The organism is Psychrobacter nivimaris, from assembly GCF_009812035.1.
Taxonomy (GTDB): Bacteria; Pseudomonadota; Gammaproteobacteria; order Pseudomonadales; family Moraxellaceae; genus Psychrobacter; species Psychrobacter nivimaris.
Genome location: NZ_VZIZ01000048.1, coordinates 1 through 20,408, shown reverse-complemented (window position 1 = coordinate 20,408; position 20,408 = coordinate 1). Strand labels below are relative to the sequence as shown.

At 43.5% G+C, this 20,408-nt stretch carries 16 protein-coding genes; 9 read left to right on the top strand and 7 right to left on the bottom strand.

Annotation, left to right across the window (positions count from 1 at the left end):
* Window positions 1-46: 46 nt before the first annotated feature.
* The 4 genes from FQV37_RS13800 to FQV37_RS13785 form a co-directional block, all read right to left on the bottom strand.
* The gene (locus FQV37_RS13800; protein WP_160023734.1) at window positions 47-373 is read right to left on the bottom strand and encodes a lysozyme inhibitor LprI family protein; all 327 of its coding nucleotides are present in this window, start codon (window positions 371-373) and stop codon (window positions 47-49) included.
* 129 nt (window positions 374-502) lie between these two features.
* Complete coding sequence (locus tag FQV37_RS13795; RefSeq protein ID WP_205962104.1) at window positions 503-919, bottom strand: VOC family protein; 417 nt, start codon at window positions 917-919, stop codon at window positions 503-505.
* A gap of 208 nt (window positions 920-1,127) precedes the next feature.
* Window positions 1,128-2,132 carry a lipoate--protein ligase gene (locus tag FQV37_RS13790; RefSeq protein ID WP_160023732.1) on the bottom strand — a complete coding sequence of 335 codons (1,005 nt, stop codon included), beginning with the start codon at window positions 2,130-2,132 and terminating at the stop codon, window positions 1,128-1,130.
* A 279-nt stretch (window positions 2,133-2,411) separates the two neighbouring features.
* Window positions 2,412-2,825, bottom strand: a complete 414-nt coding sequence (locus tag FQV37_RS13785; RefSeq protein WP_101205128.1) for a hypothetical protein — start codon at window positions 2,823-2,825, stop codon at window positions 2,412-2,414.
* A gap of 605 nt (window positions 2,826-3,430) precedes the next feature.
* On the opposite strand from FQV37_RS13785, the gene FQV37_RS13780 reads away from it, so the two are divergent.
* Together FQV37_RS13780 and nemA are read left to right on the top strand one after the other, a co-directional pair.
* Window positions 3,431-4,360, top strand: coding sequence for a DMT family transporter (locus tag FQV37_RS13780; RefSeq protein ID WP_102078587.1), 930 nt, complete (start codon window positions 3,431-3,433; stop codon window positions 4,358-4,360).
* A 241-nt stretch (window positions 4,361-4,601) separates the two neighbouring features.
* On the top strand, window positions 4,602-5,705 hold the full coding sequence (gene nemA / locus FQV37_RS13775) for an alkene reductase (protein WP_058024390.1): 1,104 nt from the start codon (window positions 4,602-4,604) through the stop codon (window positions 5,703-5,705).
* 106 nt (window positions 5,706-5,811) lie between these two features.
* Here the strand turns inward: nemA and FQV37_RS13770 are convergent, their stop codons facing one another.
* The gene (locus FQV37_RS13770) at window positions 5,812-6,777 is read right to left on the bottom strand and encodes a pirin family protein (RefSeq protein ID WP_160023730.1); all 966 of its coding nucleotides are present in this window, start codon (window positions 6,775-6,777) and stop codon (window positions 5,812-5,814) included.
* A 165-nt stretch (window positions 6,778-6,942) separates the two neighbouring features.
* Complete coding sequence (locus FQV37_RS13765) at window positions 6,943-8,226, bottom strand: BaiN/RdsA family NAD(P)/FAD-dependent oxidoreductase (protein ID WP_160023728.1); 1,284 nt, start codon at window positions 8,224-8,226, stop codon at window positions 6,943-6,945.
* Between the two features lie 451 nt (window positions 8,227-8,677).
* Here FQV37_RS13765 and acs point away from each other — a divergent pair, with 451 nt between their 5' ends.
* The 3 genes from acs (at window position 8,678) to pgsA (ending at window position 13,409) form a co-directional block, all read left to right on the top strand.
* Window positions 8,678-10,639 carry an acetate--CoA ligase gene (gene acs / locus FQV37_RS13760; RefSeq protein ID WP_160023726.1) on the top strand — a complete coding sequence of 654 codons (1,962 nt, stop codon included), beginning with the start codon at window positions 8,678-8,680 and terminating at the stop codon, window positions 10,637-10,639.
* Between the two features lie 270 nt (window positions 10,640-10,909).
* Entirely contained in the window at window positions 10,910-12,109 is a 1,200-nt protein-coding gene (locus FQV37_RS13755; protein WP_160023724.1) for an NAD(P)/FAD-dependent oxidoreductase, read from the top strand.
* A 616-nt stretch (window positions 12,110-12,725) separates the two neighbouring features.
* Entirely contained in the window at window positions 12,726-13,409 is a 684-nt protein-coding gene (pgsA, locus tag FQV37_RS13750; RefSeq protein ID WP_057758088.1) for a CDP-diacylglycerol--glycerol-3-phosphate 3-phosphatidyltransferase, read from the top strand.
* Between the two features lie 101 nt (window positions 13,410-13,510).
* Here the strand turns inward: pgsA and FQV37_RS13745 are convergent, their stop codons facing one another.
* A complete protein-coding gene (locus tag FQV37_RS13745) occupies window positions 13,511-14,005 on the bottom strand; it encodes a pyridoxamine 5'-phosphate oxidase family protein (RefSeq protein WP_057758090.1) in 495 nt (164 codons plus the stop codon).
* 482 nt (window positions 14,006-14,487) lie between these two features.
* Here FQV37_RS13745 and purL point away from each other — a divergent pair, with 482 nt between their 5' ends.
* The 4 genes from purL (at window position 14,488) to FQV37_RS13725 (ending at window position 20,304) form a co-directional block, all read left to right on the top strand.
* Window positions 14,488-18,504, top strand: coding sequence for a phosphoribosylformylglycinamidine synthase (gene purL, locus FQV37_RS13740; protein ID WP_160023722.1), 4,017 nt, complete (start codon window positions 14,488-14,490; stop codon window positions 18,502-18,504).
* Between the two features lie 200 nt (window positions 18,505-18,704).
* Window positions 18,705-19,103, top strand: a complete 399-nt coding sequence (locus FQV37_RS13735) for an ACT domain-containing protein (RefSeq protein ID WP_160023720.1) — start codon at window positions 18,705-18,707, stop codon at window positions 19,101-19,103.
* Between the two features lie 250 nt (window positions 19,104-19,353).
* On the top strand, window positions 19,354-19,818 hold the full coding sequence (locus FQV37_RS13730) for a hypothetical protein (protein WP_160023718.1): 465 nt from the start codon (window positions 19,354-19,356) through the stop codon (window positions 19,816-19,818).
* 84 nt (window positions 19,819-19,902) lie between these two features.
* Window positions 19,903-20,304: a hypothetical protein gene (locus FQV37_RS13725; protein ID WP_160023716.1), complete on the top strand. Its 402-nt coding sequence runs from the start codon at window positions 19,903-19,905 to the stop codon at window positions 20,302-20,304.
* Window positions 20,305-20,408 lie beyond the last annotated feature (104 nt).

Here is a 20,408-nt window from a genome sequence, read left to right as displayed (position 1 = left end):
TCCTTCTTTTGGGTTAGTATAACCTCTTAAGCGTGGTCCGATTTAATTATGCCACTACAATATATTCTTTATACTCACGTATCAGACATTCTTCACTTTTACAGGTATTCCGTTGAAAATTCAGCCATAATTTTTGATCTATAATCACATTGTTTTTATAGCTTTTACTGTCTTCTTCGTTAGCTGCATCATTGAGATTAGTTCTATATTTTTTTGCCATTGTGTCATCAAGTTTAGAAAGCTCAGGACTGTCACAGACGGTTTTTTCTACCCAAGTAGCAGCCTTGTTGCAATCAAAACTTGCTGCATTTGCATAAGTGGAGAGTAGGCAAGTGCCTAAAATACCGATTGTAGTGATGCATAACTTTTTCATATTACCCTCATTTTTTAGAGCTTGATTGTATTTTAAGAAAGCTACCACTGTGATATATGTGTCATCATCACTTTCTACAAAAAACGAATCAGTCCATCCATCCTAGCCCAACTAGCCAGCCTCACTTACCTACCAACTGCCAATATTCTCCATCGAAATCCAAGGCTCAATAGGCTCTAGGTCTTCGCCATTTTGTAGCAGCTCAATTGAGATGTTGTTAGGGTCTTTAACAAAAGCCATATGGCCATCTCTAGGTGGTCTTAATATCTCGACCCCTGCCTGTATAAAGGTGTCGCACTGCGTGTATATGTTGTCGACTCTAAAGGCAAAGTGCCCAAAATTATCGCCATTGGTATACTCTTTTTCATCCCAGTTGTGTGTCACCTCAATTTCTGGTGCACCCTCATGCGTTGCTAAAAAATATAAGCTGAATCTGCCTGATTCAGAGTCTCTCTTTCTTAGCAGCTGTAAGCCCATAAGGTCACAATAGAAAAATAACGTTTCTTCTAGTTTGTTGGTTCTAATCATTGCATGTAAGTACTTCATAAAAATGCCTTAATATTTATTATTCATAAAAATGGAGTAATGGTAGGCTGCTTGTTATGCATCATTAATATACAAAATATCAAATGGCATATGTGTGATATCAATACCGTTAATTACATAAAGCGAATTTGTGTCAGTAACTTTTTATCAAGCAGTGCAAGCGGCATACCCTGCAATACTTGCTAGATTAAATTTGACGTCGCAAAATCTAACCTTCCATCTCACCAACCAACCATTTTTCAAAATCACCCACCTGAGCCGCCAATTCAGGTTGCGCTTTTGCTAACTCATCGAGCTTATTTTTAATCTCAGGCTTATTATATTTAATGCCAGTCAATGTTTTCTTAAGCAAATCGATGAGCTCAACATTTAGCGCATCAGAGAAGATGACAACTTCGGTAATCATCGCTTGCTTCACATCCATATGTACATCCATCATGCCCCAATCAAAGCGCGTCTCGATATGATGGGTGAACTCAGGCGTTTTACCAAAGCGCCAATCCCAGTCTGCCATCTGCTGATAGTAAGCGTTTAGCGTGGGCTGCTTAGCAAGACTGGCTTCATCTAATTGCTCGACCTGTGCAGTCTCGCCATGATACTCACAAAATGCCTCGATAATCGCATCAGAGAGAGTTTCATGATTGATAGTCTCATTAAAATCCACCAAGTTTGCGACGCGTGCGCGTACAGATTTGATGCCTTTGGCTTTGAGTTTTAAGGGATGCGGGTTTAGATAGTCGCCCAGCTTTTGCATATTGGCATTGACCAGCAATGTGCCATGATGAAAGCTGCGATCGGCTGCATGTCTAAATGCGCTGCCCGATATTTTGCGGTCGCCTACCTGCATGTCGTTGCGACCAGACAGCGTAGCGTCTATGCCGAGTTTCTTAAGCGCATTGATGATGATAGTAAAGTTTGCTTCTTGATCGTAAGCATCACTGGGCGATAAAAAAGTAAAATTGGTATTACCCAAATCGTGAAACACGGCGCCGCCGCCGCTCTGACGCCGTGCTAAAAACACATCGTCTGCTTCCATTTTGTCGGTTTTGCACTCTACCCATGGGTTTTGCGAGCGTCCAATAACCACGGTCTCAGAGTTACGCCATAAAAATAGGGTATGCGAGTCGGGATTGAGCGTATTAAATATCCAATCCTCGGTGGCAAGATTAAACCAAGGATTGGTCACAGCAGACTTTAGGATGCGCAGTTTCATGTATTTGACTCTTTAATAAACTGGGTTGGTGAGTAGGTTTTATAAATAGGTAGCATCATTCTTACCGATGTAGGTTTGTAATTCAATGGCTGTCGAATAGAGGGAGCGATCTTATCAGTGGCTTTGACAGTGGTGAAGACGTTGAGTATATAGAAAAACGGTGAAAAAATTTTATAGAGGATGGTGCTAAGGTTGATGCTTCAGTTTTTAGCGGGCGGAAATAAAAGCTGAGCAAAACGCTCAGCTTTATTGCACTATGAATTGCCGGAGTACTTTGTTCTATTTAGCACAAATCTCCCACTGCGATTTTGTACTAAGATAACACTGCATAACCGCTTTACCAGACTGCGCATAGGCATCACTGACGATACGCTGATTGGTTGGCAGACGATATCTGATGATCGCGGGCTCGTCATTGACAGTGGTCGTCCATCCAGTCACTTCATTACGGTCATTATAATTTGCACTGGTAGAGGTTGCCATTTTGCCAAATCCTGGCAGGTTATAGGAGACCTGTCTAAAACTGTAACTCATCGCTGCACCCTCAGCACCCTCATACTGACAGTTTAGCTTTTTTTGCAGTTTATCTTGTTTATAAACATAGCAAGTAGTCTCATCTGAGAACTGACCAACCCCGCAAAAACCTGCCGTTGCAACTGACATCATACCGATAAATAACGCTATCCTTTTCATAATTATTCCTCAATAATTTATAAATCCTACTAATGATGTTTGCCATCTGTTTTTTGTATTGCCAAATACTAACCAATACTTTTTAGATAGTAGAAAATTAGTGAACAAATATCAACTAATATATTTTGAGAAAATCTTGAATTGATTTATCAGAGCTACTTTTAACAACAGTATTATTAAGAGTAGCTGTTATAAGGTAGTGCTATAAGCAGGATTTACTATGACCGTGGATCTGTTTTTATAGGTATTGAACGGATGACTTACTTAAGGGTGACTTTGGAGTTCTTTAGTATGTGAATAGAAAGGTGCTGGGATAGGCTAAAGTATAAGAAATATAGGATAGGCGCTGCTTACTGTATGGTGCTCAATAAAAGGGATTTGTCCAAATTTACAGATTATCAAAAAGGTGAAAATCTTAAAACTGTGCTAAAAAAATCAATAAGTGGATAAAAACTCACTATAAATTTTATAAAAAATTACCCATCAAACAATTAAAAAGTTATCATCATGAGTTTTTAATCACATGATAATTTTTACAACGCATCAGACGCTTATGACCGACACGAGTTGGTAAACGCAGTCTAAGCGCTTAATAGGATTACCCAATGACCAACCGTGACCTCATCATCTTTGTGACGCTCTCTTTTATGTGGTCACTCTCTTTCGTTTTTTATCGTATTGGCGTGCCTGAGTTTGGCTCATTGGCATTCGCCAGCTTGCGTGTGATATTCGCCGGATTGGTCATGTTGGTCTTTGTATTGCTCAATAAGAAAAACAGAGTAGGCATCAAGGAGCATTGGAAAATGCTAGCGCTCGTTGGCTTGTTTTCAGCAGCGCTGCCTTTTGTGTTGTTCTCGTTTTCCGCGCAATCAGTGAACGCAGGCGTGCTAGCCGTGCTAAATGCTTCTGTACCGATGATGAGTGGTTTTATCGCTAGAGTCTTCTTTAAAGATAGGCTATCGAAAAAACAAGCACTCGGTTTGGTCATTGGGGTGATTGGGGTAATCATACTGATGAGCGAAAGCTTGTTTGGTGGCGGCGAGCCAGGCAAAGGATTGATCGAAGGACTCCTACCGATGGGCTACGCGCTACTAGCCTGTGTAGGTTATGCGCTTGGGGCCAACATCACCAAGAACTATCTGTACGAAGTATCGCCAGTCGCTATCACTGCAGGCTCGCTCATTATCGGTAGTATTATTATGCTGCCTGTGGCTTTTAATGAGTTCCCTTATGGTAAAGATATCAGCATAAAGGCGTGGGTATCCGTGATCTGTATCGGTGTATTTTCGACCGCCATTGCCCTTATCTTTATGAATCAGCTGATTAAAAATATTGGCCCGACGCGCGCCACCAGTATTACTTTAGTCATCCCAATTTTTGCTATTATTTTAGGGTATCTATTGCTTGGCGAGGCGCTAAATATACAAGCTATCATTGGTTCGATTGTGATATTGATCGGCACATATCTGTCATTAGAGCTATCAATTAAGAAAATGCTAAAGCCAAAAGACAAGACTCAGACGAACAATATTTAAGGCTTAGTAAACAGTCTTCGTAGTAAACAGATACGAATATTTGTATAGGTGAATATTGTTGTATCTGTTTGTAAATATTGCTTGGAATAATGAAATCTGTCCCCTATAAAGGTAGGCGCTAAACGTAGATTTACTAATGATATTATAAGTTTTTCTAAACAGCATTCGATAATAATCAGTATGAATGATGGTTGCTATAACTAAAGATCATAAATAGCGACAATAACCAATAGGACAGATTATGGCACACGATATTTTATTTGAGCCTGTAAAAATGGGCACACAAACGCTAAAAAACCGCATTATGATGGCCCCACTGACACGTCTGCGTGCCGTTGAGCCAGGCGATGTCCCTATCACATGGGCAGCAGAGTACTACTCGCAGCGTGCAGGGGCGGGCCTTGTCATCACTGAGGCAACGCAAGTATCGTTTCAAGCAAAAGGCTATGCAGGCGCACCAGGGCTACATACTCAAGATCAAGTCACTGCATGGAAAGCCATCGTTGACAATGTCCATGCCAAAGGTGGCAAGATCGTCGTCCAGCTATGGCACACAGGACTTGTCTCACATGAAAGCGTACAACCTGAACGCCGTGCGCCAATTTCAGCCTCAGATGTCGATGTAGGTATCCGTACCTCATTGCGTGATAGTGACAACCAAGCCATTCGCGCGGATGCCACGCCGCCGCGCCCAGCCAGTCTTGATGAGATTCAGCAAGTGGTTACTGACTTTGCGCATGCAACCAAGTGCGCGCAGGAAGCGGGGTTTGATGGTATTGAGATTCATGGCGCGCATGGTTATTTGCTGCATCAGTTTTGGGCCGAGCATACCAATCAGCGTGACGATGAATACGGTGGCAGCCGCGAAAACCGCGCGCGTCTGACCTTAGATGTTATCGATGCATGTGTGGATGCTTGGGATGCAGATCATATTGGTATTCGTATCTCGCCACTGGGCACATTCAACAATGTTGAGGGAGGCTACGAAGAAGACGATAACATTTGGCTGATTGAACAAATCAATAAGCGTGGTCTAATGTATTTGCATCTGTCAGAGCCAGATTGGGCAGGTGGTACGCCGTATAGCGATGAGTTCCGTCAGCGTGTCCGTGATGCGTTCGATCAGACCATCATCGCGGCGGGTGGCTATGATGCGGACAAAGCTGAGAAGAACATCAAAGCAGGCTATATCGATGCGGTAGCATTCGGTCGTGATTATATTGCCAACCCTGATCTCGCTGAACGTATTCAAGAGGGCGCACCGCTCAACGAGCAGCATCCAGAGAGCTTCTATGGTGGCAGCACGGTTGGCTACACTGATTATCCGTTTATGAATGAAGTGTAAGCAATTATCCATCCGTCAGTATCACTGAATAGGCAGACAAACGCGTTATAAAAAAGCCCTTTGACTATCGATAGTTAGAGGGCTTTTTTTTACGCATTTATTTTGATTAATATCCAAAATTGCCTGTTTGATAATCACGGAACGTTTGTCGTAGCTCATCTTGGGTATTCATCACAAAGGGGCCGTGACCTGCGATAGGTTCACCGATTGGCTCGCCGCTTAGCAGTAGCAATTTGATAGGTGTGTCTTCATCGGTAGTTGCAGGGTAGGTCAATTCGATAGTATCAGTAGCAGGTAATGATGAATATTCAGATTGAGTGCCTACATGATTTCGAATAGGCGCTGAAAATTCAATTAGGCTGCCTGCGCTGACGGCTGTACCGTTGACCAATATTTGACCTTCTTGTACCAGGAGTAGGGTATTGTGCGTTTTCGGTACTTGTAGCGTGGTTGTACCTGCTGTATGTAGCTCAATATCCCACATATTGACTGGCGTAAAGGTCGTTGCTGCTCCCGCTATCCCATGCCAGTCACCGGCAATAATGGCAGCTTGGCCAATGACAGTTTGCTCGTCGCTATTGTCTATCAGATCAACGATAGGCATATCAGCACGTTTGATAGATTGGTATTTTGGGTCGGTTAGTTTATGGGCGCTTGGCAAGTTGACCCATAACTGCACCATACTAAATATACCACCACGTTGCCCAAAGGCTTCAGAGTGGAACTCTTCGTGCAGAATACCGCGACCAGCAGTCATCCACTGTACATCACCTTCTAAAATATCACCGCGCCCACCTGTCGAATCTACATGACTAATCTCACCTGCATAAGCAATGGTGACAGTTTCAAAACCTTTATGTGGGTGTTGACCAACGCCATGTGGCTGCATTTTATAAGCGGGATTGGGTGAAAACGTTGTTGGCTTGGCATAATCTAATAATAAGAAAGGATCAGTATGGCTATAATTAAGGTCTGGATTGTCATCTAAATGACTGATCAGAGTTTTTACAAAAAAGCCGTCACCTACCCAGTGCGACTCTTTTTCACCGTGAATGTGTTTAATTGAACGCATGGGTCACCTCATTAGTCTAATTAGAATTACTATCAATAGAAAAGCTATTATTAAGTAATACTACTATGAATATAAGAGTGGATTGTATGAGTTTTTATTACTATTTCATTCCTAGTGCTGTCAGCAGCGATTAAGCAAATGTTAAACACTTATAAGTGTCCATGATTAGACGGTCTCACCACTCACAAAACCACTTGCCCATGCCCACTGAAAATTATAACCACCAAGCCAGCCGGTCACATCAAGCACTTCACCGATAAAGTATAAGCCGTCTTGTAAATTGCTTTGCATCGTTTTTGAAGAAACCTCATCAGTTTTGACGCCGCCGCGTGTGACCTCAGCGGTACGGTAGCCTTCCGTGCCAGAAGGTTTGAGCTGCCAGCCATTAAGGGTAATACCAAGCTCTGTGAGACGTTCGTCTTTAATATTAGCAAGCTCCGTATCTTTGATGTCTTCCCACAGATGCGTCTGTAACGCTGCCAATAGCTTCTTGGGTAATGCATTGTCTGTATTTTCTGCCAATACGGTACGAATAAGCTGGCGTGGGTGTGATTTTTTACGAGTCAGTAAAAGTTCAGTGACGTCTATTTCAGGCAACAGATTGATACTGATGGTTTCGCCAGTCTGCCAATAGTTGGATAGCTGTAGCATGGCAGGGCCAGAGAGACCGCGATGGGTAAATAGGACAGGTAATTTAAAAGAGATACGCTCGTTACTGGCAATAACTGGCAGACTGATACCAGCCAAGGCACGGATAAGTTCGCCTGTTTTATCAGTGAAAGTAAACGGGACTAAACTGGCATCAGTAGGCACGAGCGTATGCCCGAACTGCTGTGCCAACTCATAGCCGATACCACTTGCTCCCATGGTCGGGATAGATAAACCCCCAGTAGCGACCACCAAAGATTCACAGCTATAGCGTGTCTGCGCAGATTGAGTACCGCTCGCGATGTCTTTTTTACCAAGCTTTTTGCTCGTCGTTAGATAAAAGCGTTCGCCTTTATCATGAACAGCAGTTTTAACATGATCAATCTGAGCATTAAGCTTTACTTGTACACCTACGGCCGCGCACTCATCTAGTAGCATAGATAAGATGTCTTGTGCTGAGTCATCACAGAACAGCTGACCGTGTTCGCGCTCATGGTAGGCAATCTTATGCGACTCTACCATGCCGATAAACTCCCAACTTGGGTAACGACTTAGCGCTGATTTGCAGAAGTGGGGATTGGCACCGATAAAATGCTCAGGCTCCACAAAGTAATTGGTGAAATTACAGCGACCACCACCCGACATCAAAATCTTTTTGCCAGCTTTATTGGCATGATCCAACACCAATACGCGGCGACCGCGGCGACCAGCAGTCAGTGCGCAATACAATCCTGAAGCACCAGCACCGATGATAATGACGTCATAGTGAGTATGGTTTTGTGCATTGCGTTGATTAGTCATTGCGGTCTCGTAAAACGATGGGGTGAAAAAAGTATAACCAGGCCAAGCATTGTTTTTATTAAAAACGCGGCTGACATTTTGTTAAATGAAGCAGTATGTTTAGTGTAGCTATTGTCCATATTTCACTAAAGGTTACAAGGATTAAATGCCCTAAGCCATACGCTGTTACCGTGTGATCACAACCAGCTGTCATTTTAGTACTATCGTTATGATAGCTGCCCCTATAAATAGCATTATACGTACCAGTATAAGTACTAATATAATTATCTAAACATACAGATGTACAGTGAAATTGTTATGTTTGGCTTTTGATGTCTTGCAACCGTCACGCTTATTTGTCAAACTAACGATGAGTGTCACACATTATGGAAGATGACTCTTATCGCTTACATGGGGCGCGTCATAGACGTTTATCCGTGTAGGTCATAATAATTAAAAGGGACCCAACACTATGACTCAGAAATCATTTCCTATCTCAGCCGAGTTTATGGCTGCTGCTAATACCACACCTGATAAGTACGTTACAGACTACCAGCAATCTATCGAATCACCCGAAGCCATTGATGCTTTCTGGGCGAAGCGTGCTGAGCTAATCGATTGGATAAAAAAGCCGACCAAAGTCAGTAACGTCAATTATGACTTAGATGATTTTCGCATCAAATGGTTTGAAGATGGTGAGCTGAACATCTCAGTCAACTGTCTCGATCGTCACCTTGAAGAAAACCCATACAAGCCTGCTATCATCTGGGAAGGTGATCACCCTTCATTGCACAAAATCATTTCTTTTAAAGAGTTGCATGAAGCTGTCTGCCGCTTAGGTAACTCTTTGCGCAAGCTTGGCGTTGTAAAAGGTGACCGCGTAACGCTATATATGCCGATGATACCGGAAGCCATGGTAGCGATGCTGGCATGTGCGCGTATTGGCGCGGTGCATTCAGTGGTGTTTGGTGGTTTTTCTGCCGAGAGTTTGGGTAATCGCTTGATAGACAGCCGCTCAAAAGTTGTTATTACCGCTGATGAGGGTTTACGCGGCGGTAAGCACACACCGCTTAAAGCCAACGTCGATCACGCACTCGATATGGATGGTACTGAGAGTGTCGAAAAAGTCATCGTCGTTCATCGTACGGGTAACTCTATACCGATGAGTGGCCGCCGTGATGTGTGGTATCACAATTTGGTCGATGGTCAATCAGAGATCTGCGAGCCTGAAGTCATGAACGCCGAAGACCCGCTATTTTTATTATATACCTCTGGTTCGACAGGTAAGCCAAAAGGTGTAGTGCATACTACAGGCGGCTATATCACCTATGCTATCTCAACGTTCCGTGATGTTTTTGATATCAAAGAAGATGACGTCTACTGGTGTACGGCAGATGTAGGCTGGATTACTGGCCACACGTACTCAACCTATGCACCATTGGCCAATGGCACGACAACGGTAATGTTTGAAGGTGTACCAGAGCATCCAACATGGGCACGTATCGGTCATATCATTGATAAGCATGACGTGACCATCCTATACACTGCACCGACAGCTATTCGCGCGATGATGAAAGAGGGCGATGCTTTTGTTCGAGAGTCGGATCGTTCTAGTTTGCGTCTGCTAGGGTCGGTCGGTGAGCCGATCAACCCAGAAGCGTGGGACTGGTATTACAATGTCGTCGGTGATGGTAAATGTCCTATCGTCGATACATGGTGGCAGACCGAGACTGGTGGCATCTTGATGGCACCAATACCAGGTACGGTCGATCTCAAGCCAGGCGCGGCCATGACACCACTATATGGCGTCAAACCAGAAATCGTTGATAGCGATGGTGCGATTTTAGAAGGCCCAGCAGAAGGCAATTTGGTGATCAGTAGCGGCTGGCCAGGGCAAATGCGTACTATCTATAATGACCATCCACGTTTTTTAAAGACTTACTTTAGCGATTATCCGGGTCATTATTTCACGGGTGATGGCGCTCAACGTGATGAAGATGGGCATTACTGGATTACTGGTCGCGTCGATGATGTACTCAACGTGGCAGGGCATCGCTTGGGCACAGCAGAGATTGAGAGCGCCGTGGTTGCGCATCCTGCAACTGCTGAAGCTGCGATTGTCGGTATGCCGCATGAGATACGCGGTACGGGTATCTGTGCATTTATCATTCTAAAGTCAGGTGAAGAAAAAACTGACGATCTAAAAGCAGAATTAAAACGCCATGTGCGTGCCGAGATTGGACCAATTGCTACGTTAGATGCTATTTATATGGTCGATGCACTACCAAAAACGCGCTCAGGAAAAATCATGCGCCGTATCTTGCGTAATCTTGCAGCAGGGCAATATGTGGGACTGGGCGACCTATCTACGCTTGCCGATAGCTCGGTGATTAATGACTTGGTTGAAGAAGTCAAAGCGGGTCGTGGAGAGTAAGTCAGTCTGATAACGACCCTGTATTGTTAAGGGTAGTTATTCAGTACTAGCCATTAATATTTGCATATTAAAGTTGAATAAGAGCCATGTTATCGAGAATAGCATGGCTTTTTTACGTAGACGATATTGATATTGGCTCATTTTGAAGGTTCAATAATGCTAACAAAACAATATTATTACTATATTAATTGGTGAGACACTCGGTACTTACTAGGTTAGATACTTAATATAGTAGCGACTCATAAATACTTTATAAGGTCTACTGTCATCATGACTGATCATGCTTCGTGCTCAACTGTTCTATCTGACCCAAAAATCGCCATAATCGGTGGCGGCCTAACGGGATTGCTTACCGCAACACTATTAGAGCGCGCGTCAAACCAATCAAGCTCGTCATCTAACATCCCGCAAATCATTATCTTTGAAAAATCACGAAGTGTGGGCCGTTTAGCGACCCGCTATCGCCGCGATAGTGAGACTGGTAAGAACTGGCAATGGTCGTTCGGTGCACAGTTTTTTACTGCAAAAACTCCTGACTTTCAACAATTTATCGCGCCTTGGTTAGATACAGGGTTACTACAGCCATGGTGTGCCGGAGTGGTTGAATTAACGCCATCAAGTGATAATGGGCAACCGCCTAATGTCCAAAGCAAAGAGCAATGGGACACGGTGCATGCCCGCTGTATCAGCACACCGAAAATGACCAGTTGGGGCCGTGAATTGGCCGCCGCGCTCAAGCACACGACCATAGTATTTAAGACGCGTGTCGCACCGCTTACTCAGTATTTGCAGTCTCAAAATCAGCAGCGGTCTCAGAACCAGACCCAAGCTCATAATCAAAATAGCAAGCAAACTGAGCTATTTGACGAAACTGGAGCCAGTCTTGGTTGGTTTGATTGGGTTATTTGCACAGCGCCAAATGGTCAAGCGATAGAGCTGATGGCGGATAGCGGCTTTGCTCAGCAAGACAAAATTACTAAACCGCAAATGCAAGCCTGCTATACGCTGATGCTTGGTTGGGATGATGTACAAAAGTTACCTGAAACATTAAATGGCCAACTAGTACCGCAATGGGATGTCGCTTATTTAAATAGCGCTGTTCTCGATAGGATATTTATTGAGCATCAAAAACCTGCTCGTGATGAGCTACTACCAAGTGTCACCATTCATGCACGTAATGACTGGTCAGAAGCCCACGTCGATGACGATATTGAGTTAGTAAAAGAACAGTTATTACAAGCGGCAAAACAAGCATTAAACTGGAATGAAGGTAGTGCACCTAGCCAAACAGACTGTCATCGTTGGCGCTATGCAGCTACTATCGTAAATAAAGATACTGAAGAGCTCGGCATCTTAATCGATGTAACTAAGCAGTGGATCGTCAGTGGAGACTGGTGTGCAAAAGGTAATATTGAGAGCTGCTATCGGGTGGCGCAGCAAACCGTTAAGGCAATCATGCAAACGCAGTAAGCGTGATATCCATGCTCATTATTTTACATTGTTTAGAACTGAGGCTTATTTTAAAGCTAGTGTTTAAGCGATATTTGGGAAGTATAAAAACTCGATATTTAGCAAAATGTAAGCAAAAAAAGGCCCACAGAGGAGGTACTGTGGGCTGAGGAAAACGGGTCATGTATTAGCTACACAGGCCGTGGTCAAGAGTTGTTGTAATTATTGGTGCTCTCTACTGTTATTTATAAGGGTAATAATTATCAGTACAATAGGTGGAGATATTTACTTAACTATTTATATTTACTAATTTAAGTGTACAAGTGTTCTGGTACAGTCGCTATGATAGCGCAATTGAGTGCTGTCTGGCGGTTTTGGTTACAGTATATTACGTTGTAAAAATTCAAAAGACGCAAAGACTGGTATGAAGTACTGATATTTAGAGTAAGTAGCGGAGCTTTATGATGAAAACATTAATAAAGGCTTCCAGTAATTTCAATAGCTTATGTCGATAGGAGGTCATCTAGTCGATCTTGATACCTTTGATAACTCAATCGCTGCAGAGATGGCATGACGCCTTGTCCGAAAAATGCTAAGCTATCTGCCATTATTATGTTCATATTAAACTGGGTTTGCCATGACTGACAGCACGCATTTGCATACGCAGGAAGAACCGCCAAGTTCGCAAAATACCAAGAGTATTTTTAACTTGCCTAACAACCTTACGATTGCGCGTATCTTGATGATTCCGCTATTCGTCGCGATTGCCTATTGGCCGCCAGCCATGGGTATTGGTATGCCTGCGATTTCAGACAATGTTATTGCGCGCGTTGGTATGAGCGAGTTTAGCGATAGTTTGTTGCGCCATTTATTATTGACTGGCGTCTTTATTATTGCCGCGATTACCGATTGGCTCGATGGCTATTTTGCTCGTAAACTAAATGTCATGTCAGCCTTTGGTCGCTTTTTGGACCCTGTCGCTGACAAATTAATGGTAGCTGTCGCACTCATTGTCCTTGTACAGTGGCATCCCAATATCATCATGGCGATAGCGGCTATCGTCATTATTTCGCGCGAGATCGCTGTATCAGCGTTACGTGAATGGATGGCGGAACTAGGTAAAAGCACTAGCGTCGCGGTATCTTATGTTGGCAAACTAAAAACCACGTTTCAAATGGTAGCGATTACCGTACTACTGCTTAACTGGCAGTCGCTTGAAACCATCGGTTATGTATTGATGGTCGCCGCTGTGATACTTACCTTATGGTCGATGATGATTTATTTGAAAGCTGCCTGGCCTTATTTAAAGCAAAGCGGATAACTCCATAAGACAAAAGTAATTAGCCCGAAATTTAGACAATAAAAACGCCGGTCGCATTAGCCACTGGCGTTTTTGTTTTTGCTACTTATAAATCAGACGACTTATAGTGTTACTGAGTTGTTTTCACCTAAGTTGGTCGCTTTCTTACCGTCCATTACTGCAGCAGTGGTCATTTTAAACATATTGACTACTGAGCTACCGCTTAGCCAGTACTCTGCACCGTGTGGGACGACTTTGATCAATTGGACATTTGGATCTTCTTTACCTTGCTCATAAAACGCATTGTAAATTGGCGACCATAGCTCGTCTAACTTCTCTTGGTCTTCGACCAATTCTGCTTTACCGTTGATTGAGACATAATCTTTTGAATCTTGACTGACATAGGCCAAGTTTACTTGTGGGTCTTTTTCGATATCTTTGATGGTTTCGGTAGTCTTATCGCCAATGAACCAAATTTCTTTTGCGCCAATGCTTGTCTCGCTAGTGGTCATTGGGCAGGCATGTAAATGGCCTTCGTGAGTACGAGTGGTCATCATAGCAAATTTCACTTCTTTTACCAGTTCTTGTACTTTATCGATATGATCTTGTCTACTCATAATAAATTTCCTTTTTTATAGTGTTTTAATTGGGCTTATATAGCGTTGTTTTAATTAGCCGAATTGAACAGTTGATTATTTATAGTAATTTTTCTTTAGGCTAGATATGTCTAACTATTAAATAAATCTAAAAGTTAAACGTCATCGTCGCCTTAACAACTGAGACTAGAATACCGAGTTGTGACCCTACATTTATATAGGTTCCCAGTAATGCGATGTGAGTGTTTGTAAGGAATATGAAGGTTAGGTAAAAATTGTGACAGCGTAGATTTGAGTGTTCTATTTTTCGATGAATAATTCAAAAACGACTTAAAAAGATACTTTTTTGAATTATCGATTAGTAAATAATAAGTAGTGATAGAACGCAACTTATCGGCAATTTATCTTGGTTTAGACCTGCTTATTACAGGTCTTCTTGTTATAATACCCAGACCATTTACTTAGCATGGCAGAGATGCCTTGATCTTACGGATTATGCCTTTATGATGACCATCGCCGGACAACCGTTTCTTACCGATTTTCAGACGCAGCAACTCATCAGTCAGTTTCAGCAAAAAACCGAGCTAAATGTCAGTCAAATAAGTACACAGCAAGTGTATGTGCTATCACGAGAGCTATCTGGTGATGAACATAAAAAAGCGCTAGATTTACTGGCGGTTGACCAGTCAGCAACGCTAGATGCGCCGCAAGACAACCAACTACAAGTCATCGTTGGGCCACGTTTTGGTACGATATCGCCATGGGCAAGTAAAGCAACCGATATCTTTAATAACTGTGAAATCGAGATCAATCGTGTTGAGCGTGTCGTCGTCTATACGTTAACCCTCGATGAAAAAATAGACGGTGACGCAGGCGAAAAACTACCAGTAGACGCCGAGCAGTTATTGTTTGACCGTATGACTCAGAGCTTGGTTTATGACTTGAGCGATGTCAGCAAATTGTTTGATGATCAAGTGCCAGCCTCATTGAACCATGTTGATGTGATCGGACAAGGTCAGTCAGCACTAGAATCAGCCAATACAGAGTTTGGCTTTGCGTTATCAAGTGAAGATATTGATTATTTAATGAACGCCTATGTCAATGAGTTGAAACGCAACCCAACTGACGTTGAGCTGATGATGTTTGCACAGGCAAACTCAGAGCATTGCCGTCATAAGATCTTTAATGCTCAGTGGACAGTCGATGGTGAAGTGCAGCCAAAATCACTGTTCCAAATGATTAAAAACACTTACCAGTCTAATCCACAAGGCATATTGTCAGCGTATAAAGACAATGCTGCGGTGATGGCAGGGTCTGATGGCATGCGTTTTTATCCTATCCCGACTGAAGCGATGGATGCCAATTCAATCCATCCTTACGACTTTCATCAAGAAAACATCGATATCTTAATGAAGGTTGAGACGCACAATCACCCGACAGCGATTGCCCCTTATTCTGGTGCGGCAACAGGTGCGGGCGGTGAGATTCGTGACGAAGGCGCGACTGGTCGCGGTGGTAAGCCAAAAGCGGGTCTAACAGGATTCCACGTGTCACATCTGCATATCCCAGAGCTTAGCGAAAAGTGGGAGCAGTCAGGTCAATTGAGTACGCAGGATTATGGTACGCCAGATCGTATGGCAACCAGCCTTGAGATCATGACTGAAGCGCCATTAGGATCAGCCAACTTCTCAAACGAATTTGGTCGTCCAAATCTATGCGGTTACTTCCGTAGTTTTCAGCTAGATACCTCTGCGGCAAAAGACGGTAGCGAGATGCGCGGCTATCATAAGCCAATCATGCTGGCAGGTGGTTACGGCAATATCAAACGCAACCTGATTGAAAAAAATGCAATCAAAAAAGGTGATTTGCTAATCGTCCTTGGTGGCCCTGCAATGCAAATCGGTCTGGGCGGCGGTGCCGCATCGTCAGTCGATAGTGGTGACCTTGATGAAGGCTTAGACTTTGCTTCAGTTCAGCGCGATAACGCTGAGATGGAGCGTCGTTGCCAAGAAGTCCTTGATCGCTGCTGGGCACTAGCGGGTGATGATGTCGATGTAAGCAATAACAGTAAAGACGGCAACCCAATTGTCTCACTACATGATGTAGGGGCAGGTGGTCTGTCTAATGCGATGCCAGAGCTGGTCAATGATCATGAAATGGGCGCGCATCTGAACTTGCGTAAGATTCCATCATTAGAAGCTGGCATGTCGCCAATGGCCATTTGGTCAAACGAAGCGCAAGAGCGTTATGTGCTGGCGATTCGCCCAGAGAGCAAAGATCAGTTCGATGCCATCTGTGCCCGTGAGCGCTGCCCATATGCTATCTTGGGCGAGGCGACGGATATCCGTCAGCTAATCGTTGATGATGAGCTGTTGGACGAGCAACCAGTCGATATGCCGATGCAAGTACTGCTCGGCGGTACACCGAAAATGCAACGCAGCTTTGAGCGTACCGAGAGCACGTTGCCAGCATTAGAGCTTGATGACGTTAATTTAGCCGAGTCAATTACCGATGTATTGCGTCATCCAACTGTCGCTAGCAAATCATTTTTGATTAGTATCGGTGACCGTTCTATCACGGGTATGGTCGTGCGTGATCAGTATGTAGGTCGCTATCAAGTGCCTGTATCCGATTGCGCGGTGACGGCGTCAGGCTTGGTGGCACTAGATGGTCAGCCGATGACTGGTGAAGCCATGAGTGTTGGTGAGCGTACGCCTGTTGCGCTTATTAGTCCAAAAGCCTCTGCGCGTCTAGCAGTCGGTGAAGCGATTACTAACATCGCTGGTGCGCGTATCGCTCAATTGTCTGATATTACGATGTCAGCGAACTGGATGGCAGCCTGTGGTAATGATGCGGAAGATGCTGCATTGTTCGATGCCGTACATGCCGTTGGCGAAGAGCTGTGCCCAGCACTCGGTATCGCTATCCCAGTCGGTAAAGACTCGCTATCGATGCGTGCTAACTGGTCTGATAACGCCAATGACAATGGTGAAAACCAAGACAAATCAGTCGTCTCACCAATGAGTTTGGTCGTGACCGCATTTGCCCCTGTCGTTGATGTCGCAAAAACGCTAACCCCTGAGCTAATCAATGGCGACAGCGCGTTCTACCGCATTGATTTGTCTAAAGGCAAGCTACGTCTAGGCGGTTCGATCCTTGCGCAAACGCTTAGCCAGTTAGGCAACGACTGCCCAGATCTAGCACAGCCAAGTGATTTGATCGACTTCTTTAACTTTATCCAAGCGGGTAACGCGCAAGGCGTAATCAGCGCTTATCACGATATCGGTGATGGTGGTCTGCTTGCGACTATCGCAGAGATGCAGTTCACCAGCCGTCAGGGTATCAAGCTGTCATTAAATGATGATAACTTACTCGGTCAGCTGTTCAGTGAAGAGTTGGGTGCAGTCATCCAAGTATTGCCAGAAAATGTCGCGGCTCTCATGCAATTGGCAGAAGAGTTTAACGTTGCTGACATGCTGAGCCTCGTCGGTCAAAGCTCTGAAGAAGACAGCTTACTAATCCAAACGCCAACGCTCATGGGTGACGACACTCTACGCTTTAGCCGTACTGAATTGCAGCAAGCATGGACGCAGGTCAGCTATCAAATCGCGCGTCGCCGTGATAACCCAGCCTGCGTACAGCAAGAGTATGACTTGATTGCTGATACGAACCATAAAGGCTTAATCGCTGCGCCTAACTTTGATCTCAATCAAAAAGTTGAAGAACCATACTTGGCTAGTCGTGAAGATAAACCAAGAGTCGCAATCCTCCGCGAGCAAGGCGTCAACGGTCAGACAGAAATGGCAGCAGGCTTTACCCAAGCTGGCTTTGAAGCGGTCGATGTACATATGAGTGATCTACTCAGTGGCCGTATCAATCTACGTGACTTCGACGGTCTGGTCGCTTGTGGTGGCTTTAGTTATGGTGACGTACTGGGCGCAGGCTCAGGCTGGGCGAACTCTATCTTGTTCCATGACGAGCTTCGCATGCAGTTTGTCCGCTTCTTTGCCCGTCCTGATACCTTCTCACTAGGTGTCTGTAACGGTTGTCAGATGATGGCTCAGTTAAAAGACCTCATCCCAGGTGCAGAAAACTTCCCACGTTTCGTCGCGAACAAATCAGCTCGTTTTGAAGCGCGTACTGTCAACGTAAAAGTCGAGCGTACCAAGTCGATCCTGTTCAAAGGTATGCAAGACAGTATCTTGCCAATCGCGGTGGCGCATGGTGAAGGCTATGCCACGCTAGACAATACAGAAATCGACGGTATGGCAAACCATGGTCAGCTCGCCATGCGTTATGTCGATAGCCAAGGTCATCCAACCGAGACCTATCCGCTCAATCCAAACGGCTCGCTCGGCGGTGTCACGGGTCTATGTAGCACTGATGGTCGCGTCACTATCATGATGCCGCATCCTGAGCGTAATCTAAAAGCGTATAACCACAGTTGGAAACCAGAAGAGTGGGACGAGGACGGCGCGTGGATGCGTATGTTCCGTAACGCTCGTGCTTGGTTGCGCTAAGATATAAGCTAAGTTCGTTTAGAGTATTATTTTAGACATAAAAAAGGTGGGCTTCGGCTCACCTTTTTTGTGTTTAAAATTTGAGTGTTTGGAGATAAGGGCTAGCGTTTATACCGTGTTTTCACAAGTATAAGTGATGACACCCATGCTAAAATTGCGGTAAATAAACACCGAAATTAAGCAAAATAAGGAAGAGTAAAATGTCAGGAATTACAGATATCAATGAGCTCTTGAGTTCGATGCAGCCAGCACTGGTTGATGAGTTATTTGTGTTTTGTACCGTGGCAGGACAGCTAGCTGAATACGTAAACCTAGCGCCAATTGCGACGTTTGTGGAGACAGAGGGGCTGACTCTGGTTTTGACAAAAGAAAACGCTGATGAGGCAGGTTTGCATTACGAAGGCGTGTTTCGCCAACTCACTCTAACGGTGCATTCCAGTTTAGAAGCGGTAGGTCTAACTGCAGCCGTATCAACCAAACTGACCTCAAAAGGTATCAGTGCCAATATGATCGCTGCCTATTATCATGATCATATATTTGTGTCGAACGATAAGGCAGAGCAGGCGCTATCAGCGTTAAAAGAGCTGAGTAATATATGACGTTTTTTGACGTCTCAAGTTGCTTCGTTATGATTAACTAAGTTAGTTTGGAATACTGTTTTACAGATAAAAATGGCAGGAACAAAGCTCACGTTTTTCGTATTAAGGTTTTAGGTCTTTTAAACGTAGAGTAAATGAGCGATAGCGTAACCTACCATTCATGTGACAAACTAATCCATTGATATCACTTGCATAAGCTGAAGCCTTAGATATAGAAAATACTTTTAGTGCAAATAAGAATGAGAACTCAATGAAAAAAATTGGCAATGGCGTTATTTTTTTTGAAGTTGATGACAGCTATAGCTTTGATGGATTACTGCCATTAAGAATCAATATTAAAGGACATTATTTAGGAACATTAGAATCACCAACGTATCTGACAAGCTTTATGGGAGAGATGGAAAGTATTGTACAAGATAACTGCTACCTTAACGAAAATGCGAGAATTGATAATATAGAGTCTATATTATTCAATGAATATGGTGAGCTGGTTGATATGTATAGAATTACTATTGAGGAGACTTTTGATGACTTCTCGAAAAGAGTCGTTAGAAATAATGAATCAATATTTTTTTATTTTAAATTATTTAGTAATGCTTTTTTTGAGTATTCAGAAGTAAAAGAGAATGAAGATATACTTGAGTGTATCTCTAAGAAAGATTATGTTGACGCTTTAGCGTTATTAAAAGAATACACAGCTTCTCTTAATATTTAGATTGAGTAAAGCTCATCACTCAATAATCATTGTAGTAGACTGATATACACTACAACTTCTAAAAAGGTTACGCAGAGGTGTAATTTGAATAATATAAATAAGCTCAATACTTTGTTAAATGTAATAAATCAGCTTTTTGCTGTTGGTGATTATGGTGTAAATCATATTGAGTTTTTATTCATAGGGGTTAGAAATTTATTAGAAGAGGACGAGGTAGTAAGAAAAATATTTTTTGATGAGTTAATGAAAAGCATTAACGAATCGTTGAGTTCAGATCATGACTTGGTAGCTGACATAGACTCTGACTTATTATGTTATTTAGCCCATACAACCCGTTGGCCGGAATTCTATGAATTTGTCAAACGAAGACAAGAGATAGTTAGCAGCCGAAAGAAAATTAGATATTCAAAAGACTTATCCGAGGCTATACAAGAAGCTTTGCAACTCCATTGGGAAGACGTTGAATTTTATAATAAAATCAAATAGCGAGTTAACAATGTGTTGGATATCATTCCTCGATACCAGTCTACAAGAGCCTTTCCCAAACTCTGTGTAACTGCTTATAATCCACTAACAGGAGAATAAGCAAT